15 protein-coding genes are annotated in these 18600 nt (G+C 72.6%); 10 read left to right on the top strand and 5 right to left on the bottom strand.

The window, feature by feature from the left end:
• Window positions 1-47 precede the first annotated feature (47 nt).
• Window positions 48-896, bottom strand: coding sequence for a DUF4253 domain-containing protein (locus JT723_RS11560; RefSeq protein WP_205044461.1), 849 nt, complete (start codon window positions 894-896; stop codon window positions 48-50).
• A 145-nt stretch (window positions 897-1041) separates the two neighbouring features.
• Between JT723_RS11560 and JT723_RS11555 the strand changes: the two genes are divergently transcribed.
• Window positions 1042-1755, top strand: a complete 714-nt coding sequence (locus JT723_RS11555; RefSeq protein WP_251512371.1) for an RNA polymerase sigma factor — start codon at window positions 1042-1044, stop codon at window positions 1753-1755.
• Between the two features lie 9 nt (window positions 1756-1764).
• Window positions 1765-2679 carry a hypothetical protein gene (locus JT723_RS11550; RefSeq protein WP_205044460.1) on the top strand — a complete coding sequence of 305 codons (915 nt, stop codon included), beginning with the start codon at window positions 1765-1767 and terminating at the stop codon, window positions 2677-2679.
• Window positions 2680-2854: 175 nt separating this feature from the next.
• Here the strand turns inward: JT723_RS11550 and JT723_RS11545 are convergent, their stop codons facing one another.
• Entirely contained in the window at window positions 2855-3772 is a 918-nt protein-coding gene (locus JT723_RS11545; RefSeq protein WP_205044459.1) for a L,D-transpeptidase family protein, read from the bottom strand.
• A gap of 214 nt (window positions 3773-3986) precedes the next feature.
• On the opposite strand from JT723_RS11545, the gene JT723_RS11540 reads away from it, so the two are divergent.
• Entirely contained in the window at window positions 3987-5567 is a 1581-nt protein-coding gene (locus tag JT723_RS11540; protein WP_205044458.1) for an acyl-CoA mutase large subunit family protein, read from the top strand.
• 43 nt (window positions 5568-5610) lie between these two features.
• On the opposite strand, the gene JT723_RS11535 is transcribed toward JT723_RS11540, so the two are convergent.
• Both JT723_RS11535 and JT723_RS11530 read right to left on the bottom strand, forming a co-directional pair.
• Window positions 5611-6987 (bottom strand): polysialyltransferase family glycosyltransferase, encoded by a 1377-nt coding sequence (locus tag JT723_RS11535; protein WP_205044457.1) that lies wholly within the window; start codon window positions 6985-6987, stop codon window positions 5611-5613.
• Window positions 6987-8015 carry a glycosyltransferase family 2 protein gene (locus JT723_RS11530; protein WP_205044456.1) on the bottom strand — a complete coding sequence of 343 codons (1029 nt, stop codon included), beginning with the start codon at window positions 8013-8015 and terminating at the stop codon, window positions 6987-6989. The genes JT723_RS11535 and JT723_RS11530 overlap by 1 nt, the downstream gene beginning before the upstream one ends.
• Before the next feature lie 185 nt (window positions 8016-8200).
• On the opposite strand from JT723_RS11530, the gene JT723_RS11525 reads away from it, so the two are divergent.
• From JT723_RS11525 to JT723_RS35035, 5 genes are all read left to right on the top strand, one after another.
• Window positions 8201-9499: a DUF6716 putative glycosyltransferase gene (locus JT723_RS11525; RefSeq protein ID WP_251512373.1), complete on the top strand. Its 1299-nt coding sequence runs from the start codon at window positions 8201-8203 to the stop codon at window positions 9497-9499.
• Window positions 9500-9830: 331 nt separating this feature from the next.
• On the top strand, window positions 9831-11009 hold the full coding sequence (locus JT723_RS11520) for an acylneuraminate cytidylyltransferase (protein ID WP_205044616.1): 1179 nt from the start codon (window positions 9831-9833) through the stop codon (window positions 11007-11009).
• Window positions 11010-11058: 49 nt separating this feature from the next.
• Window positions 11059-12009, top strand: coding sequence for an N-acetylneuraminate synthase family protein (locus JT723_RS11515; protein ID WP_205044455.1), 951 nt, complete (start codon window positions 11059-11061; stop codon window positions 12007-12009).
• Between the two features lie 72 nt (window positions 12010-12081).
• Window positions 12082-13254, top strand: coding sequence for a hypothetical protein (locus JT723_RS11510; RefSeq protein ID WP_205044454.1), 1173 nt, complete (start codon window positions 12082-12084; stop codon window positions 13252-13254).
• 521 nt (window positions 13255-13775) lie between these two features.
• Window positions 13776-15269, top strand: coding sequence for a glycosyltransferase (locus JT723_RS35035; RefSeq protein WP_251512376.1), 1494 nt, complete (start codon window positions 13776-13778; stop codon window positions 15267-15269).
• Between the two features lie 2 nt (window positions 15270-15271).
• On the opposite strand, the gene JT723_RS11500 is transcribed toward JT723_RS35035, so the two are convergent.
• A complete protein-coding gene (locus JT723_RS11500; RefSeq protein WP_205044453.1) occupies window positions 15272-15841 on the bottom strand; it encodes a Uma2 family endonuclease in 570 nt (189 codons plus the stop codon).
• A 257-nt stretch (window positions 15842-16098) separates the two neighbouring features.
• On the opposite strand from JT723_RS11500, the gene JT723_RS11495 reads away from it, so the two are divergent.
• Complete coding sequence (locus JT723_RS11495; protein WP_205044452.1) at window positions 16099-17307, top strand: amidohydrolase; 1209 nt, start codon at window positions 16099-16101, stop codon at window positions 17305-17307.
• A gap of 153 nt (window positions 17308-17460) precedes the next feature.
• A complete protein-coding gene (locus tag JT723_RS11490) occupies window positions 17461-18543 on the top strand; it encodes a BMP family lipoprotein (RefSeq protein WP_205044451.1) in 1083 nt (360 codons plus the stop codon).
• Window positions 18544-18600 lie beyond the last annotated feature (57 nt).

The following is an 18600-nucleotide window of genomic DNA, read 5'->3' as shown; positions in this document are numbered from 1 at the left end:
AGTGTTGCAGGACCGGCGGTTGACGTGGCGGTGCGACCCGCGGCCGGTCAGTCCCACCAGAACGACCACAGCCGCTCGCCGCGCAGCGCCTCGGCGTAGTCGGGGAAGGGGAAGGTGCCGTCGTTCAGGTTCGACGCGCCGGTCAGCACGTGCTCCAGGGCGACGTGCGCGGCATGCCGGGACGTCAGCGGCGGCGAGGCCACGGACACGAAGACCGACGAGCCTTCGAAGCCGATGACCCGCGCCCCGAAGCGGTCCTCCCAGCTGCGCAGCAGCGCCGACAGCTCCAGCGCGGGCGCGTCCGCCTCCCAGCCCACCGCGGCCGGCAGGTCGGCGCTGCGGTCCACCCGGGCCAGCGCCAGGTAGGCGGTGAAGCGGGTGGTGAAGTAGTGCAGCATCTGGCCGACCACGGCCCTGGCGACCGCGTCCGGCGGCGGACCCGGGTGCGGCTCCGCGGGTGCGGCAAGGCCGGGCCAGCGGGTGTACGGCGGCCCGGGGTGGCCCAGTTGGGCGGCCAGGTCCGCCAGCAGCGCGAGGTCGGCGAGGTCGGGCGGCCAGGTGTGTCCCGCGCTGTCCGCGGCCGCCGGGTCGGGCAGTGCGGTGAGCCCCGGGTACGAGGCGAGCAGCGGCGCCGTCTGCCGGTATGTCAGCCAGGACTCGTGCAGCGACTCGGCCACGTCGACCGCGTCGATCTCGGCCGTGCGGTGCCCGCTGCCGCTCGCGCAGGGCCAGGCCATCAGGACCGGGCACCAGCCGGTGCTGTGCTGCTGCGCCTGGCAGGCGGCCCACAGACCGCCGGGTGCGACCACCGGCTCGTCGCTGATCCACAGCCCGGGGGCGGAGCCGGCGACCAGCCGGCCAGGGGGGAGGCCGTCGGGGAGGCGGGCCACGGACATGACGGAAGGCTCCTCGGCGGGGCACACGAGAAAGTGACGACGGCCGGGGGCCGCCTCCCCCCACAGGAGCGTCCCCGGCCGCCGACTTGTACTGCGTATCCCAGACCAAAAGTGTCACAGCCGCGCATGAGGCAGGATTGGCCGTGTGTTCGAGGGGGTGGGGCCCGACGTGGAAGCGCAGGAGTCTCTGGAGGCCGCGGTCGACGCGGCCCAGCAGGGCGACGACGCCGCGTTCCGTACCGTCTACCGCGCTGTCCAGCCGCAGTTGCTGAACTACGTCCGCAGCCTGGTCGGCCCTGCCGACGCCGAGGACGTCGCCTCTGAGGCCTGGCTGCAGATCGCCCGCGACCTGCCCAACTACCGCACCGGCAGCGGGTCGATACGCGGCTGGGCGGCCAGGATCGCCCGCAACCGGGCGCTGGACCACATCAGGGCGCGCAGCAGGCGCCCGGTGCCGGGCGGCGGGGTGGACGACCTGGTTCAGCTGCCCGACCGGGCGGACACCGCAGGTGAGGCGCTGGACGCGGTCGCCACCGACCGGGCGCTCGCCGCGATCGCGGCACTCCCGCGCGAGCAGGCGGAGGCGGTGCTGCTGCGGGTGGTGATGGGGCTCGATTCGACCAGTGCTGCACGAGTGCTCGGAAAACGCGCGGGATCGGTGAGAATGGCCACCCACCGCGGGCTGCGGCGGCTGGCCGAGATCCTGGAGTACGACCACGGGGACCCGGGGGACCACGGGGACCTGGCCGAGCACGGCGGGGGAGCAGGCCGCAGGGACCAGCACGAGCACAAGGAGCGGCGGGACCGAGGGGACCGGCAGCACGCGGATGTGACGTTTTCCGCGTCCAAGGCGCTGTGAGGAAGTGGGATGAGCGACAACACCCGACGCGGAGCCGCATCCACGGACCTGTCCCACCCGGCCCGTCGCTCCCACCCGCCCCGGCACTTCACCCAACCCCGCGGCGGGAACTGGCCCGACGCCAGAACGGCGGAGGTGCTGCTGTCCGGTTCCGGCTCCTGTACGCCGCCGACCGAGCCCGCCGACCGGCTGGTACGGCTGCTCGCCGCGGCCCGCGACGGCCGCGCACCGCTCGACCCGGCCCGTGAGGCCGCCGCGCTCGCCGCCTTCCGCACCGCCGCCGCCGGGCGCGGGTCGGCCAGGGGCCGGGTGCGTACCGCCTTCACGCTGCGGCGCCCGCGCATGATGGCCGCCGCGGTGGTCTCCGCGCTGGCGCTCGGCGGGGTCGCGGTGGGCATGGCCGCGGCCACCCGCGCACTCGGCCCGGGCGAGGGCGCGGGCAACGGCCAGGACGGCAGCAGGCCGCCGGCCGCGGTGGCCACCGACGGCAGCACCACGGCGCCGTGGACCGCGGCCCCCGGCGTCCGCGGTTCCGAGCCCGGCTCGTCGCCGGCACACAGCGGCGCGGACGAGCACCGCGGCGCCGGCACCCGGCCGGGCCGCGGCACGACCGGCACCTTCGGCGGGTTCGGCCGCGGCGGGGCGTACGGCTTCGGCCAGGGCCAGGGGTTCGGCCAGGGGCACGGTCCGGCCCAGGGCTTCGGCCAGGGCCAGGGGCAGGGATTCGGCCAGGGCCGCGGCTGCGGGCCGTCCGGCGGACGGGGCCGGCAGGGCCGGCAGGGCCAGCAGGGCCGGCAGGGCCAGCAAGGCCAGCAGGGCCAGCAGGGCAGGAAGGGCGAGAAAACGGAGAAGGCGCGGGCCGCTTCCGGCCCGCGCCACTTCCGCCCCGGGCGGTGTCCCGCGTCACGGCCGTCAGGCAGGTGACACTTCTGACGGCCTGTGCGCTGTAGGGAGTAAGGCCGACTGGTCATCGGCCCCCCTGACCCCGGTTCTCCCCGTATCGGGTTCGGGTACTACGGAGCGCGGCCGGGCGCATTTCCCCCTGCCCGGCCGCGCTCCTCCTGCGTCGGGTCCGCCGGCCGACCGGCCGGCGGCCGGTTCACCAGTAGACGACGACCTTGTCGCCGACCCGGACCTCGTCGAACAGCTTCGAGATCGCGGCCTTGTCCCGTACGTTGACGCAGCCGTGCGACGCCCCGGCGTAACCGCGGGCGGCGAAGTCCGAGGAGTAGTGCACCGCCTGGCCGCCGCTGAAGAACATCGCGAACGGCATAGCCGTGTGGTAGATCGTCGAGACGTGGTCGCGGCTCTTGGAGTTCACGTGGAAGAGGCCCTCGCGGGTCGGCGTGTACTGCGAGCCGAAGCGGACGTCCATGGTGGCCTGGACCTTGCCGTCCACCACCCACGACAGCGTGCGGGTGGTCTTGCTGATGCACAGCGCGCGGCCGGTCATGCAGCGCGCGTCCAGCTTGCCGGCCGGCTTGGCCGGGATCGGCGGGTACAGCTCCTTGTGGGTGGGCTGGTGGGTCAGCGACCGCAGCCTGGACCAGGTGGCCTGGCTGACGCTGCCGGTGGAGGTCAGCCCGTGGCGCTCCTGGAAGTCGCTCACCGCGTGCTGCGTCACCGTGCCGTAGTAGCCGGTCGGGTTCTGCGAGAACAGGTGCAGCTGGCCCAGCCTGGCCTGCAGTTCGCGCACCTGGGAGCTGTTCGAGCCGACCTTCATCACGGCCTGCTCCACCGGCGGCCTGGCCGGCTTCGTGGTCGTCGGGGCCGCTGAGGGGGTGGTGGTGGCCGGCGGTGTGGTGGCCGGATCGGTCGTGGGCGGCGCGGTGGTCGGGGCCGCGTCGCCGGTGGCCGGTGCCGTGGTGGCCGCGGTGGTCGTGGCCGCTGCCGGCTTCTGATCGGCCCCGGTGTCCTGCGGGCCGCACGCGGCGAGCACCGCCATGGCGAGGGCCGCACCGGCCGCCGCCACCGTCACCGAGACCCGGCGTCTTCCTCTGTTGCGCACCTTCGACATCGCTCCCACTTCCCCGTGTGCCGGACCTTGTGCAGCCCTAGACACATTTCATGCCCGCGCGGTTGCGGTGGCTTTGGTGGAGACTCGGGGGCAAACGGCGGACTGTGAGGAAGGTCCCAGCCCGGAGCGCTGCACCGCGTGCGGGCCCGCCGCTACAGTCCGTGGCGGGAGTTCCCCTCAACCCCACCCCACCAGCACTGCGGAGGCGTGAAGCATGACGCGCGAGTCGGAAAGCGGCCTGCCGATCGAACCGGTCTACGGGCCGGATGCGCTGGAGGGCTGGGACCCGGCGGACAAGCTGGGCGAGCCCGGCCGCTACCCCTTCACCCGCGGGGTCTATCCGTCGATGTACACCGGGCGGCCCTGGACGATGCGCCAGTACGCCGGTTTCGGCACCGCCTCGGAGTCCAACGCGCGCTACAAGCAGCTCATCGCCAACGGCACCATGGGCCTGTCGGTCGCCTTCGACCTGCCCACCCAGATGGGCCACGACTCGGACGCGCCCATCGCGCACGGCGAGGTCGGCAAGGTCGGGGTCGCCATCGACTCGATCGACGACATGCGGGTGCTCTTCGACGGCATCCCGCTGGACAAGGTGTCCACGTCGATGACGATCAACGCGCCCGCAGCGCTGCTCCTGCTGCTCTACCAGCTCGTCGGCGAGGAGCAGGGTGTGCCGGCCGGCCGGCTGACCGGCACGATCCAGAACGACGTGCTGAAGGAGTACATCGCGCGCGGGACGTACATCTTCCCGCCCAAGCCGTCGCTGCGGCTGATCGCCGACATCTTCGCCTACTGCAAGGCCGAGATCCCGAAGTGGAACACCATTTCGATTTCCGGTTATCACATGGCGGAGGCCGGTGCCTCACCCGCACAGGAGATCGCCTTCACGCTCGCCGACGGAATCGAATACGTGCGCACCGCGGTCGCCGCAGGGATGGACGTGGACGATTTCGCACCGCGGCTGTCGTTCTTCTTCGTGTCGCGCACCACGATCCTGGAGGAGGTCGCGAAATTCCGTGCGGCCCGGCGGATCTGGGCGCGGGTGATGCGCGAGGAGTTCGGCGCGACCGATCCCAAGTCGCTGATGCTGCGATTCCACACGCAGACCGCGGGCGTGCAGCTGACCGCCCAGCAGCCCGAGGTCAACCTGGTGCGGGTCGCCGTGCAGGGCCTGGCCGCGGTCCTCGGCGGCACCCAGTCGCTGCACACCAACTCCTTCGACGAGGCCATCGCGCTGCCCACCGACAAGTCGGCAAGGCTCGCCCTGCGCACCCAGCAGGTGCTGGCCTACGAGACCGACGTCACCGCCACCGTGGACCCCTTCGCGGGCAGCTACGTGGTGGAGAAGCTGACCGACGACGTCGAGGCGGCCGCGGTCGAGCTGATGGCGAAGGTCGAGGAGCTGGGCGGTGCGGTCCCGGCGATCGAGCACGGCTTCCAGAAGGGCGAGATCGAGCGGAACGCGTACCGCATCGCCCTGGAGACCGACGCGGGGGAGCGGGTCGTCGTCGGCGTCAACCGCTTCAAGCTCGACGAGGAGGAGCCCTACGAGCCGCTGCGGGTCGACCCGGCGATCGAGGCCCAGCAGGCGGCCAGGCTCGGCGCGTTGCGGGCCGCCCGCGACCAGGGCGCCGTCGACGCCGCCCTGGCCGCGCTGCAGAAGGCGGCCTCGGGCAGCGACAACGTGCTCTACCCGATGAAGGACGCGCTGCGCGCCCGCGCCACCGTCGGCGAGGTGTGCAACGCGCTGCGCGAGGTGTGGGGCACCTACGTGCCGACCGACGCCTTCTGAGCCTTCCGGCGGCCGCGGTCCACCCGGCCGCCCCCCACCCGGCTCACCCGAGCGCGGCCTTCTTCAGCGCCCGGGCACGCCGGGCGACCCGGCGGACGGTGCGGTTGCGCGGCACGAAGGCCAGCCGCGCGGGAAGCGCCCCCGGCAGCCCCAGCGACGTCAGCCGGCGCCGCTTGAAGTACGGCCAGGTGTCCGCGGTGAGGTTCCTGCCCAGCCATGCGACGGCCGCGTCCCGCAGCTCCGGGTGCGCCTGGGACTGCATGCAGTAGCCCACGGTGTGCAGCAGCGGGGTGAGTTCGGCCGCCACCTGCTCGGGCGACGGCGGCGTCCAGGCGCGGACGGCGGCCGCGTCGGCCAGGTCGGGCAGCGTCGCGTGCACGATCGTGACCGGCACCCGGTTGCTGTTCTGGTACGGCACCAGGCGGTCAAGCAGCAGCCGGGTACCGGTGCGGGCGACCGGGATGCCGTACAGCACGGACGCGGTGAGCAGCGCGGTGGAGAAGCAGCCGGCCACCAGCGCGGGACGCGCCCGCTGGTAGACCACCTCGGCCAGCACCGGGGTGTTCAGCACCGTCAACTCGGCGCCCAGCCTGGCCGCTTCCGCCGTCAGCGGCTCGGTCCAGTGCGCGGGCGCGGTCGGGTGCGGCTTGAAGACGATCTTCGTGTGGCCGAGTGCGACGGCGCCGCGCACCATCGACAGGTGCAGCTGCTCCTCCTCCTCGGCGCTGAGTATGCCCAGCGCCGACAGGTACTGCCCCAGCAGCAGCGCCGCGTTCTGCGGCAGCTCGTCCAGGGCGTCGCCGCCCGCGTCGCCCGCCGCCTCGGCGACCTCGGCCAGCACCTTGGTGAACTCCGCGCCCGGCACCACCTGCGAGGACACCCCGAACTCGGTGAGCAGCAGCGGCTCCAGGCCGGGCACGAGGTCCAGGTGGAGCAGCCGGTCGATCCTGGAGTCGACCAGCAGCCCGAGCTTGTTGCGGGTCGGGCCGTACGACATCAGGCCGTCGGCGTAGACGGTGATGGGCGCGCCGAGGAAGATCTGCGCGAACGACAGCGCGGGTGCGACCTGCAACGACTCCACGACCAGGTCGACTTCGTCGTCGCCGAGCGCCCACAGCATCCGGAAGTAGCGCTCCCACATCGGCACCTCGTCCACGCCGGGCGCCCAACCGCTCGGGTGCAGCGGGGAGATGGCCTCGTTCCAGGACACCACCTGGTCGAAGCGCCCGCGCAGCGCACGGAAACCCGGTGCCTGGTCCAGGCGTTCCGCGGTCTCCGGCACCGCGGAGTTGTTGCTGACCACCAGGACGCGGCGGTCGGCGGCGGGCAGCGCCCCGGCGTCCACCGCGGCGGCCAGCGTGGCGGCGCCGTAGAGCGTGGAGGCGAGCAGCAGTTGGGTACGCGTACGGGTGGCGGCCATCACGCGACCACCGCACCGGGAGTGCCGGCGTTGTCCATGACGTCGCTCTCCGGTTGCGGGGTGTCCGATCTGCCGCCGAAGCGCCAGCGCAGCCGGCGGATCTTCGAACTGCGCTCCAGGTCCATCGAGTCGAGCACCCCGGTCAGCACGTCGGACGGCAGCCGGCTCAGCGCGGCCGCGCAGCTCGCCTTGAGCCTGCGGGCCATCGCCGGCTCGAAGCGGTCGATCTGGTCGAGGTGGAAGGCGATCAGCGCGCAGAACTGGCGTACGGCCTTGGGCAGGAAGCGCTCACCGTCCTTGTCTGCGGCCAGCATCGAGAAGATCCGCTCCGAGGCGCGCACGAAGTCCAGTTGGCGCTCGTCGCTGATCTGGGTGAGCGAGGTGGTGACCCCGCGCCGGTAGTGGACCCCGATGAGGTTGACCACCGCGCAGCTTTCCGCACCCAGGTGCAGCTGCCAGGTCCAGGGCCGGTCCTCGGCGGTGCGCAGGTCGGTCGGGAAGTGCACGATGCCCTTGTCGACGATGCGGCGGTGGAAGGCGCCGGCCCAGCAGTAGGCGTAGTCGACCAGCGCGGGCCGGTCGGCGGGCAGCACGGTCTCGCGCGGGTCGAGCACCGCGTTGCGGCGGCCGTGCGGGGCACGCATGATGTTGCGGGTGCTGCCGGTGCACTTGAGATGGTCGGTGCGGACGAAGTCCACGTCCAGGTCGTCCATGGCGGCGACCAGTTGGGGCAGGTAGCCGGGCGCGAGCCAGTCGTCGCCGTCCATGAACGTCACATAGCGACCGCGTGACTCCTCGATGCCGGCGTTGCGGAGCGCCGAGACGCCGGTGTGCTCACGGCGGATGATGCGCGCTCCGGGGAGCGTACGTACCCCTTCTTCCAGCAGCTGCGGCGTCCGGTCTGTCGACCCGTCGTCCATCAGCAGGAACTCGTAGTCCGGGCGGGCGTTGGCCCGGAGGCTGTGCAGTGCGTCGGGCACGAAAGGCTGCACATTGAAAAAGGGCACGATGACGGAGAGCTTGACCACCCGCAGAATCCTAAGGTGTCCCCTCGCGGCAATGGGGGCGGGCGGGGAACGTTTGGGTAAACGGAAAATGTCCGGGAGGTGATTCGGCCAATACGCCGACGCACTCCCGAAGTAGCGGCATTCTGTTTACCTCCTGTTGTCCTGCGATTAGTACATTCCACCCGCCTGCTTCCTACTGTCGGCGTGTGCCAGAACGTAAGTCAGGACCCTTGCGGGTCACCGTGATCGCCGACTCGGACACCAGGTGGAAATGGGGTGCGCTGACCGCGCGCCGAATCGACCCCGATGCCCGTCTCGACGCGCGGCTGCTCCGCGGCCGGGCCACCCCCACGCCGCGCCAGCTCGCCGAACTCGGCATCCCCGCCGACTCGATGGCCGAGTCGACCATGGCCGAGATCCTCGCGGAGACCCACGACGGCACCTGCGACGTCCTGGTGGTCTCCTGCGTCGGCGGCACCGTCCAGGCGCTGCTGCACGGGCTCTCCCGCGCCTGGCAGGGCCGCGAACGCCGCCCTGTGGTCGTCACCGGATACGTCGGCGTGGTCTACGAGAAGCTCGCCGACGGGCTGCTGCTGCGCGCCGGCGCGGACGTCGTCCTGGCCAACAGCGCGGACGACGCACGGCGGTTCAGGGACGTCTACGACGGTGTCGGCTACCGCACCGGCAGCATCGTGGAGACCGCGCTGCCCTTCCTCGGCGGCGAGTCCTACCGGGCCGACGACAGCCGGCCCTTCACCGTGACCTTCGCCGTCCAGCCCTCGGTGCCCGACGGCCGCGCCGACCGGCTGCACCTGCTGCGCCGGGCCGTCGGCCACGCCCGGCTGCACCCCACCCGCGAGGTGCTGGTCAAACTCCGCAGCAAGCCCGGCGAGCACACCACCCACATCGAGGAGCAGCCCTACCAGAAGCTGGTCGCCGCCCTCGACCCGCCGGCCAACCTGCGCCTGGTCTACGGCAACATGGCCGAGGTCCTGGACCGCACCGACCTGCTGGTGACCGTCAGCTCCACCGCGGCCCTGGAATCGCTGCACCGCGGCATCCCGACGGCGGTGCTCACCGACCTCGGCATCCGCGAGACCCTCGGCAACCACCACTTCCTCGGCTCCGGCTGCTACGCCTCGTGGGACGAACTCGACGACGGGCGGCTGCCGCAGGCCTCGCAGGAGTGGACCGCCGCACACGGCGTCGCCGGCAGCTCCCCTTACGCGGCCCTGCGCGGCCGGGTCAGCGCACTGCTCGACATGCCCGAACTCCCGGCGCTGTCCCCTTACTACACGCTGCGCACCGCCCCCGGTTACCTCCCCGGCATCCTCGCCCGCCACGGCCTCACCCCCAAGGGCGAGCCCGTCGCCGGCTTCGCCCCCCGCGAGGCGGGACCCGTACGCCAGGCCGTCCGCGACTTCGTCCGCAACTCGGCCAGGACCGCCTACCGCCAGGGTGTCCAGCGCGTCGCCCCCACCATCCGCCGCTGGGGCCAGCTGTGACCCGATTCCGCGCCGATGCCGGCGCCCGGCAGGGCGCCCCCCGGGGGCGCGGGGAACTGCGCGACCAGCCCCTGACGGGCTGCACGTCGCCACCGTCCCAAGGGGGCGGTTCGGTCCTCCCCCAGAGCTCTGCCTGGGGGTGCCTCCATCTCGCTTCGCTCCGACCACCGGCCGGTGGACGGCTGAGCGCGCAGTTCCCCGCGCCCCTGAATAACGCTCGCCCCCTACGCAAGGGGAGCCGCAGAGCCGCACGTACGACAGGAGTCACCCCGTGAACGAGACGCACCGCCCGCCGGCGGAACCGGCGGAAAACGACCAGGCCAGCGGCAGCGTGCTGGTGGTGATTCCCGCGCGTGGCGGGTCCAAGGGGGTGCCGGGGAAGAACCTGGCGCCGGTCGGCGGGGTGCCGCTGGTGGCGCGGGCCGTGCGGGCGAGCGTGCGGGCCCGCAGGGTCACCGCGGTCGTCGTGTCCACCGACGACCCCTCGATCGCCGAGGCCGCCCGCACCGCGGGCGCCGAGGTCGTACTGCGGCCCGCCGCCATCGCGGGCGACACCGCCACCAGCGAGGCCGCGGTGCTGCACGCGATGGACGCGCACGAGGCCATGACCGGCGCCGGCACCGACGTGGTGCTGCTCGTGCAGTGCACGAGCCCCTTCGTCACCTCGGAGGAGATCGACGGCGTCGTCGCCGCGGTCCTCGACGGCGGCGCCGACACCGCCCACACCGTCGCGCCCTTCCACGGCTTCGTCTGGCGCGAGGGCGCCGACGGGTCGGCGGAGGACTCGGCGTACGGGGTGAACCACGACAAGGCCACCCGCCCGCGCCGCCAGGACCGCCCGCAGGACCTGCTGGAGACCGGCACCGCGTACGCGATGCGCGCCCCCGGCTTCCGCGCCGCCGGCCACCGCTTCTTCGGCCGCACCGCACTGGTGCGCACCGACCCGGCGAAGGTGCTGGAGATCGACGAGCCCGCCGACCTCCAGCGCGCCCGCGCCCTGGCCCCGCTGCTCGACCCCACGGCGGCCACCCCGACCCGCGACGACGTCGACGCGGTCGTACTGGACTTCGACGGCACCCAGACCGACGACCGGGTGCTGATCGATTCGGACGGACATGAGGCCGTCACCGTGCACCGCGGTGACGGGCTCGGGATCGCGGCACTGCGCCGTGCGGGACTTCCCGTCCTCATCCTGTCCACCGAGACCAACCCGGTCGTCGCCGCCAGGGCGCGCAAGCTCGACGTGCCCGTCCTGCACGGCATCGACCGCAAGGACCTCGCGCTCAAGCAGTGGTGCGAGGAGAACGGCATCGCGCCCGAGCGGGTGCTCTACGCCGGCAACGACGTCAACGACCTGCCGTGCTTCGGCCTGGTCGGCTGGCCCGTCGCCGTCGCGCAGGCCCACGACGTCGTACGGGCCGCGGCCCGCGCGATCACCACCGCCGAAGGCGGCCGCGGGGCGATCCGCGAGATCGCCGCATGGCTGCTCGGCCCCACTCTGGCCCGCTGACCCGGCCACCTCACCCCCGTCAGTCCCGAAAACCGTAAGGAACTCCCCCGTGACCTCTCCCCTCGCTTCCCTCCCCTCCAATCTCCGCCCGGTCGGCTCCCGCCACATCGGCAACGGCCAGCCCGTGTACGTCACCGGTGAGATCGGCATCAACCACAACGGCGACCTGGAGAACGCGTTCGCCCTGATCGACGCGGCCGTCGCCGCGGGCTGCGACGCGGTCAAGTTCCAGAAGCGCACCCCCGAGATCTGCACCCCGCGCGACCAGTGGGAGATCGAGCGGGACACCCCGTGGGGCCGCATGACCTACATCGACTACCGGCACCGCGTCGAGTTCGACGAGGCCGGCTACCGGTCGATCGACGAGTACTGCCGCAAGCGCGGCATCGACTGGTTCGCCTCGCCGTGGGACGTGGAGTCCGTCGCCTTCCTGGAGAAGTTCGACGTGCCCGCGCACAAGGTGGCCTCCGCCTGCCTGACCGACGACGACCTGCTGCGCGCCCTGCGCGCCACCGGCCGCACCGTCATCCTCTCCACCGGCATGTCGACGCCGAAGCAGATCCGGCACGCCGTCGAGGTCCTCGGCAGCGACAACATCGTGCTCTGCCACGCCACCTCGACCTACCCGGCCAAGCACGAGGAACTCAACCTGCGGATGATCAACACCCTGCAGAACGAGTACCCGAACGTGCCCGTCGGCTACTCCGGCCACGAGGTCGGCCTGCAGACCACGCTGGCCGCCGTCGCGCTCGGCGCGGTCTTCGTCGAGCGGCACATCACCCTCGACCGCGCCATGTGGGGCTCCGACCAGGCCGCGTCCGTCGAGTCGCAGGGCCTGGAGCGGCTCGTCCGCGACATCCGCATCATCGAGACCTCCCTCGGCGACGGCGTCAAGAAGGTCTACGAGGGCGAGCTCGGCCCGATGAAGAAGCTGCGCCGCGTCGCCGGTGTCGTCGCCGAGTCGGAGGCCGAGGCCGGCTCGCAGACCGCCGGGGTCTGACCGGACCGCCCGGCACCGCACGGGCGGCGGAGACCGCCAGGACCACCACGAGTGAGGACAAGGAACGAGTCGATGACCGACACCCCCGCCTCCGGCACCCTCCCGACCGCCCACCCGGGCACCGGGGCCGTAGCGCTGGTCGAGTCACCCGTTCAGCTGCTCAACGTCCTGGAGTGGGCGCACATACATCCACCCGCGATCCCCGCCGCCCGTGACGGCCGCGCCCACGACGGCGCCGCACCCGTACGAGAACCCGCCGCGCTGCCGCTGACCGTCGTCGTGCTCTCGCCCGCCGACCCCACCAGCCGCGGCCAGCTGCGCCGCATGGCGGAACTGGCCCGCGACGAGGGCGCCGTCGTCCGCTGGTACGAGGCCCGCGGCGGCCGCGGCGGCCTGTTGCGCACCGCCGTCGCACTGGCCCCGCTGCTCATGCGGGTCAGGCTGCTCGTCATCGGCGACCCCTTCTCCCGGCTCGTCCAGGTCCTGCTGCCGCTGTGCCGCGCCAAGCGGCTCACCGTCGTGGACGACGGCACCGCCACCATGGAGTTCACCGAGATCCTCGCCCGCGGCGGACGCCTCGTACGGTGGCACCGCAGCGGGCGGCGGCGCTCACCCGCGGACGCCGCCTTCGGGGTCTTCGCCACCGCCGCCAGGCGCCGGCTGACCCCCGGCGGGCGGCGGCACGTCGAACTCTTCAGCGCCATGCCCGCCACGCCGCCCGCCGGAATGGCCCTGCGCACCAACCGCTTCGCGTGGACCCGCAGCCGCTTCGGGCCGCCCGGCGTGCTCGACGGCACCGACCTGATCGGCACGTCGCTGGTCGAGACCGGGGTCGTCGACCCCGGGCACTACGCGGCCGTCGTCGCGGAACTCGCCGCCACGTACGGGGCGAAGCGGTATTTCGCGCACCGCAAGGAGGCGCCGGACAAGCTGCACCGGCTCGCCGCCGAGACCGGCCTGGAGATCGTCCGCCCCGACCTGCCGCTCGAACTCGTCGCCCGCCGCGGCCCCACCGGCCGCCGCGTCCTCTCCTTCCCCTCGACGGTCGTCCACACGCTGCCGCTCGTGCTCGACGGTACGGGGGTCGCTGTGACCGTCGTCGACATCGACCCCGCCTGGCTCACGGCGGGAGCCACCCCCCGCGCCCGCACATTCCTCGCGGGCATCACCCACTCGGCCCGAGACCTCCACAACCTCCCCCCGGCGAGCACCCGACCTAACCCCCCTGCCCCGGGGGCCTCGTGACTGCCCCTTGCGGTGCGTTGCTTTCCTTCGGCCCGTTCGGGCTGGTCGCGCAGTTCCCCGCGCCCCTGGGTGGGTGCCACTTGCTGTGGGCTCGCACCTTTCGGTGCGTCGTGATGGGGCGCGCAGTTCCCCGCGCCCCTCGCAGGGCGGGTGCCGTCTGGCTGCGAGGGGGAGCGTCTTTCAGGGGCGCGGGGAACTGCGCGACCAGCCCCCACCGGGGGAGAGAAGGCAACGCCACCGCAAGGGGCACCCACCCAGGGGCGCGGGGAACTGCGCGCGCAACCCGCCGCCGGGGGAAAGGCGACCGACCACCGCAAGGGGCACCCGCCTCGGCGGGGGACGGCGGACCGGCGCTCGCCCGGCGCCAGTTCGCCCGGCGGCCAACCGGGCGTAACCCAATGATCATCTCCGTAGGATTAAGTGCGGGAATGGCGGGATCTTTACGCGGCACCATGCCCGCGCACCCCTCGGGCGGGAGCCCGGACCCTGACGCGGACCCGGGCGCTGACCCGGGGAATCACGTGCCTGCGGCCCACGCCGCACGCGATGTCGCAGTGGTCACCCTCGGCGGAGTCGACGGCGACTCCCGCGCCCTGCGAGTGGCGGCGGCGGCCCGGGCCGCGGGTTACCGCGTGACACTGGTGGGCCAGGCGCCCGCGACGGTGGCGCCGCGCGGCACGGACGTGCGGCAGGTCGTGGTGCAGGGCGTGCTGGGCAACCACCGGGTGCGCCGCCCGCGCCCGGGCCTGCGGTGGCCGCTGGCGTACCGCAGTGCGGGCGCGCACGACCACCGCACGGTGCGGCTGGCGGCGGCCCGGGCGCTGCTGGTGACCCGGGGCGCGGAACTGAACCTGGTGCACCGCCCGTTGCCGCTGCTGGCACTGGCCAGGTGCGGGCACGCGCTGGCGTGGCTGCGCTACGGGGTGCGGGCCGGCTGGACCCGGGTGCGGGCGGCGCAGTACCTGGCGGCGGTGCGCCGCCGCCGCAGCCCTGACGCCCGTCTGGACAACCTGATGACGGACCTGACGCGGCTGCTGATGGGCCGCAGGGCGTGGCGCCGGCTCGACCCCGGCCTGCTGGACGAGGAGGTCGCGTACGGCCCGGTGCTGGACGCGGTGCGCCCGCATCTGATCCATGCGCTGGGCCACCGGGCGCTGGGCGTGGCGATCAGGGCCGCGTTGCGCGCGGAGGGCGCGGGGCACCGTGTCGAGGTGGTGTGGGACGCCCCGCCGCGCACCCCGGCGGCGAACCGCAGGGCGGCGGTGGCGGGTGACGCGCACGAGCGGTCGTTCGCCCGCGAGGCGGACGGCGTGGTGACCGTCGGCGAGGGCCTGGCCCGTGAACTGCGGGCCAGGCACCGGCTGTCGGCGACGCCGGCGGTGGTGCGCAACGCCCCGCCGCTGGCCGCGGCGACCCCGCCGCACCCGCACGGCGTCCGCGACCGCTGCCGGCTGGCCCCGGACGTACCGCTGCTGGTGCACGCAGGCCCCGTGTCGCCGGACCGGGGCCCCGCCACCGTCATCGAGGCGCTGCCGAAGCTGTACGACCTGCACGCGGCCTTCGTGGTCCCGGACCCGTCGCACCCGGACCTGGCGGCCCTGCGCGACCGGGCGGCCCAATTGGGCGTCCACGCCCGGCTGCACGTGCTGCCGTACGTGCCCGTCGCGGAGATCCCGGCCTTCCTGGCGTCGGCGGACATCGGTGTGCTGCCGGTCCACAAGCTCCCGCACCACCAGTCGGTGCTGGCCACCCGCTACTTCGAGTACGCGCACGCCCGGCTGCCGGTGGTGGTCAGCGACGTGCGGGCGATGGCCGCGGCCACCCTGGAGCTGGGCAACGGCGAGGTCTTCCGGGCCGGGGACACCGCGGACTTCGTGCGCGCTGTGGGCGCGGTCCTGACCAACCCGCGCCGCTACCGCAAGGCCTACGACCGGGTGGACGTGCTGCGCGAATGGTCCTGGCAGACCGAGTCCACCCGGCTCCTCGACCTCTACGCCCGCCTGTTGGGGCCGTGAACTCAGGGAGTGAGAGCGTCGAGGTCGAGCGTGATGTCGAAGGGGACGGGACGCTTGAGGCTGTGCCGGAAGATCCCGGCGGGCGCATACGCGCCGGTCGGCCGGTCCAACTCGTAGACGTGGACCACGGGTGCCCCGTTCTCGTCCTCGATGCACCAGTAGTGCGGGATGCCGGCGGCGGCGTACTTGTGCAGCTTGACCGTCCGGTCACGGTGCGCGGACTCCGGCGAGACCACCTCGACGACCAGCTGGACGTCCTCCGGCGCGAACCAGGTGCGGTCTTCTTCGTAAGGCAGGGTCGTCAGCAGGAGGTCCGGCTCCGGGCGGTTGCGCGCGTCGAGGCGGACGGTCATCTCGCGGCCGACGGAGACGCCGTCCGGAACCTGCTGCATGAGTGCAACAGTAAGCATGGTGACGAGGTGGCCGTGCCACCACCGCTGCGGGGACATCATGAAGACGAGTGCTCCGTCGATCAGCTCGGTGTGGCGCGGCGCCTCGGGCAGGTGGTCCAGGTCCTCCGCGAACCAGCCCTCCGCGCGCGGCGGCACCATCCACTGCGGCAGTGCGGTCATGACGCCAGCCTAGCGATGCGGTGGGCCACGCGTGCCACACGACCGCAACACCACGGGCGTATCGTCGCGGGCAATGCGCGCCGCACGGCGGTCGTTGCCTCGCGGGCGGCGGCTCGTTGAGCGAGTATGGGTGTGTTCATGTCCGAACCCCAAAAGGGAGGACATACCCCTGAGGATGTTCGGGTATGCGCCGATCGGGCGACTTCTTCTCCTCCAGCCGCACCTAATCTTGTCCGATCAGCCCAGAGGAGCCGGTCATGGGGCCTACCCTGACTGGGGTGAACGACTCACCCACAGCGCCGTCCGGTGCGCTGTCCGAAGAACTGCGCCATGAACTCATCGCGTTCCGCCGCGACCTGCACCGGCACCCGGAGCTGAGCCGGCAGGAGTTCAGGACCACGGAGAAGATCAGGGCCAGGCTGGAGCTTGCCGGGCTGAGCCCGGTCGTGCTCCCCGGCGGGACCGGGCTGGTGTGCGACATCGGCCCCGACGACCCCGAGCGCGGCCGCCTTGCGCTGCGCGCCGACATCGACGCCCTCCCCGTACCGGACACCAAGAACGTGGAGTACCGCTCGACCGTCGAGGGCCGCGCGCACGCGTGCGGGCACGATGTGCACACCTCGGTCGTGCTGGGTGCGGGCCTGGTGCTGGCGGAGCTGTCGGCGCAGGGCCGGCTGCCGCGGCCGGTGCGGCTGGTCTTCCAGGCGGCCGAGGAGGTCATGCCCGGCGGCGCGCTCGACGCGGTGAAGGCCGGCGTCCTCGACGGGGTGGAACGTATCTTCGCCGTCCACTGCGACCCCAAGGTCGAGGTCGGCAGGATCGGCCTGCGGCAGGGTCCGATCACCTCGGCAGCCGACAAGCTGCTGCTCACCCTGGACGGCCCGGGCGGGCACAGCGCCCGCCCGCACCTGACCACCGACCTGGTGATGGCCGCGGCCAAGCTGGCCACCGAGCTGCCGGTGGTGCTGACCCGCCGGGCCGACCCGCGCTCGGGCCTGAGCGTGGTGTGGGGCCGTATCCAGGCCGGGCACGCGGCGAACGTCATCCCGCAGCACGCCGAGCTGGAGGGCACCGTCCGCTGCCTGGACCTGGCGGCCTGGCACGAGGCGCCGGACCTGGTGCACGAGGTGATCGACCAGGTCGCCGCGATGTACCGGGCCAAGTGCGAGATCACCTACCAGCGCGGGGTGCCGCCGGTGGTGAACGAGGCGGTCTGCACCGAGATGCTGCGCGACTCGATGACGGCCAGGCACGGGCTGCACGCGGTGGAGGACACCGAGCAGAGCCTGGGCGGCGAGGACTTCTCGTGGTACCTGGAGCGGGTGCCCGGAGCGCTCGCCCGACTCGGTGTGCGACCGGTCGGTGACACCGCGAAGCGGGACCTGCACCAGGGCGACTTCGACGCCGACGAGGGCGCGATTCCCGTCGGCGTGGAGCTTTTCACCGGGCTTGCGCTGCTGGTCTGACAGGGGGTGAGGCCTCGGCTACCGAGGCTTCACCCAGCGGAAATGCGTCGATCCGATAACGGGCCTTCATTCGGTCTTTACCTGACATCTACGCGCGTTAAGCTCCCGCTTAGCCAGCGCCGGACGGGGCGCTTTCAACCGAAGGGGACCCTCTTGCGCCGGGTATCCAAGATAGCTGCCGCGGGCGTGGTGTCCGCGGCACTCGCGCTGACCGCGACCGCGTGCGGCAGCAGCACCACGTCGGACAGCGGCTCGACGGGCGGCAGCGGCAGCGCGAGCAGCAGCTCGTCCGGTGGCGGCGGCAAGACCAAGGGCGTCGGCATGGCCTACGACGTCGGCGGCCGCGGCGACCACTCGTTCAACGACTCCGCAGCCCGCGGCCTGGACAAGGCCGACGGTGAGCTGAAGCTCGACTCCAAGGAGCTGACCGCCGCCAACGGCGAGACCGAGTCCGACCGCGTGCAGCGGCTCGACTCGCTCGCCGCAGCCGGCTACAACCCCGTCGTCGCGGTCGGCTACACCTACGGTACGGCCGTCACGACCGTGGCGAAGAAGTACCCGAACACCACCTTCGGCCTGGTCGACTCCGTCGTCGACGCCCCGAACGTGGACAGCATGGTCTTCGCCACCGAGCAGAGCTCGTACCTGGCCGGTGTGGCCGCGGCCCTGAAGACCAAGACCGGCAAGGTCGGCTTCATCGGCGGTGTGCAGAACACCCTGATCGGCACCTTCGACGCCGGCTTCGCGCAGGGCGTCAAGGACACCAAGCCCAGCGTGCAGCTGACCCGCGAGTACCTGTACAAGACCGACCCGCGCGGCTTCAACGACGCCACGTCGGCCGCCGCCAAGGCCCAGGGCATGCTGGACAAGGGCGTCGACGTCATCTACACCGCCGCCGGCCTGTCCGGTGACGGCTCGATCCAGAAGGTCGCGGGCAAGTCCGGCGCCTGGGCGATCGGCGTGGACTCCGACCAGTTCCAGGACCCGGCGCTGGCGAAGTACAAGAACAGCATCCTCACCTCGGCGATCAAGAACGTCGACGTGGCGGTCTACGACCTGATCAACTCGGTCAAGAAGGACAACAAGCCGAAGGTCGGCACCAACTCCTACGACCTCGCCAACAACGGTGTGTCGCTGGCCACCTCCGGCAACTTCCTCTCCGACGTGCAGGCGCAGATCGACGCGGCCAAGCAGAAGATCGTCTCCGGCCAGATCAAGGTCAGCTCGACCCCGTGATCCGGTAGCGTCCCGCGAGGCCCGGCGGGGGGATGCATCCCCCCGCCGGGCCTTGGT

This window comes from Actinacidiphila bryophytorum, from assembly GCF_016916835.1.
Lineage (GTDB): Bacteria > Actinomycetota > Actinomycetes > Streptomycetales > Streptomycetaceae > Actinacidiphila > Actinacidiphila bryophytorum.
The sequence above is the reverse complement of the archived record's forward strand: the minus strand, read 5'-3'. Positions and strand labels throughout refer to the sequence as shown.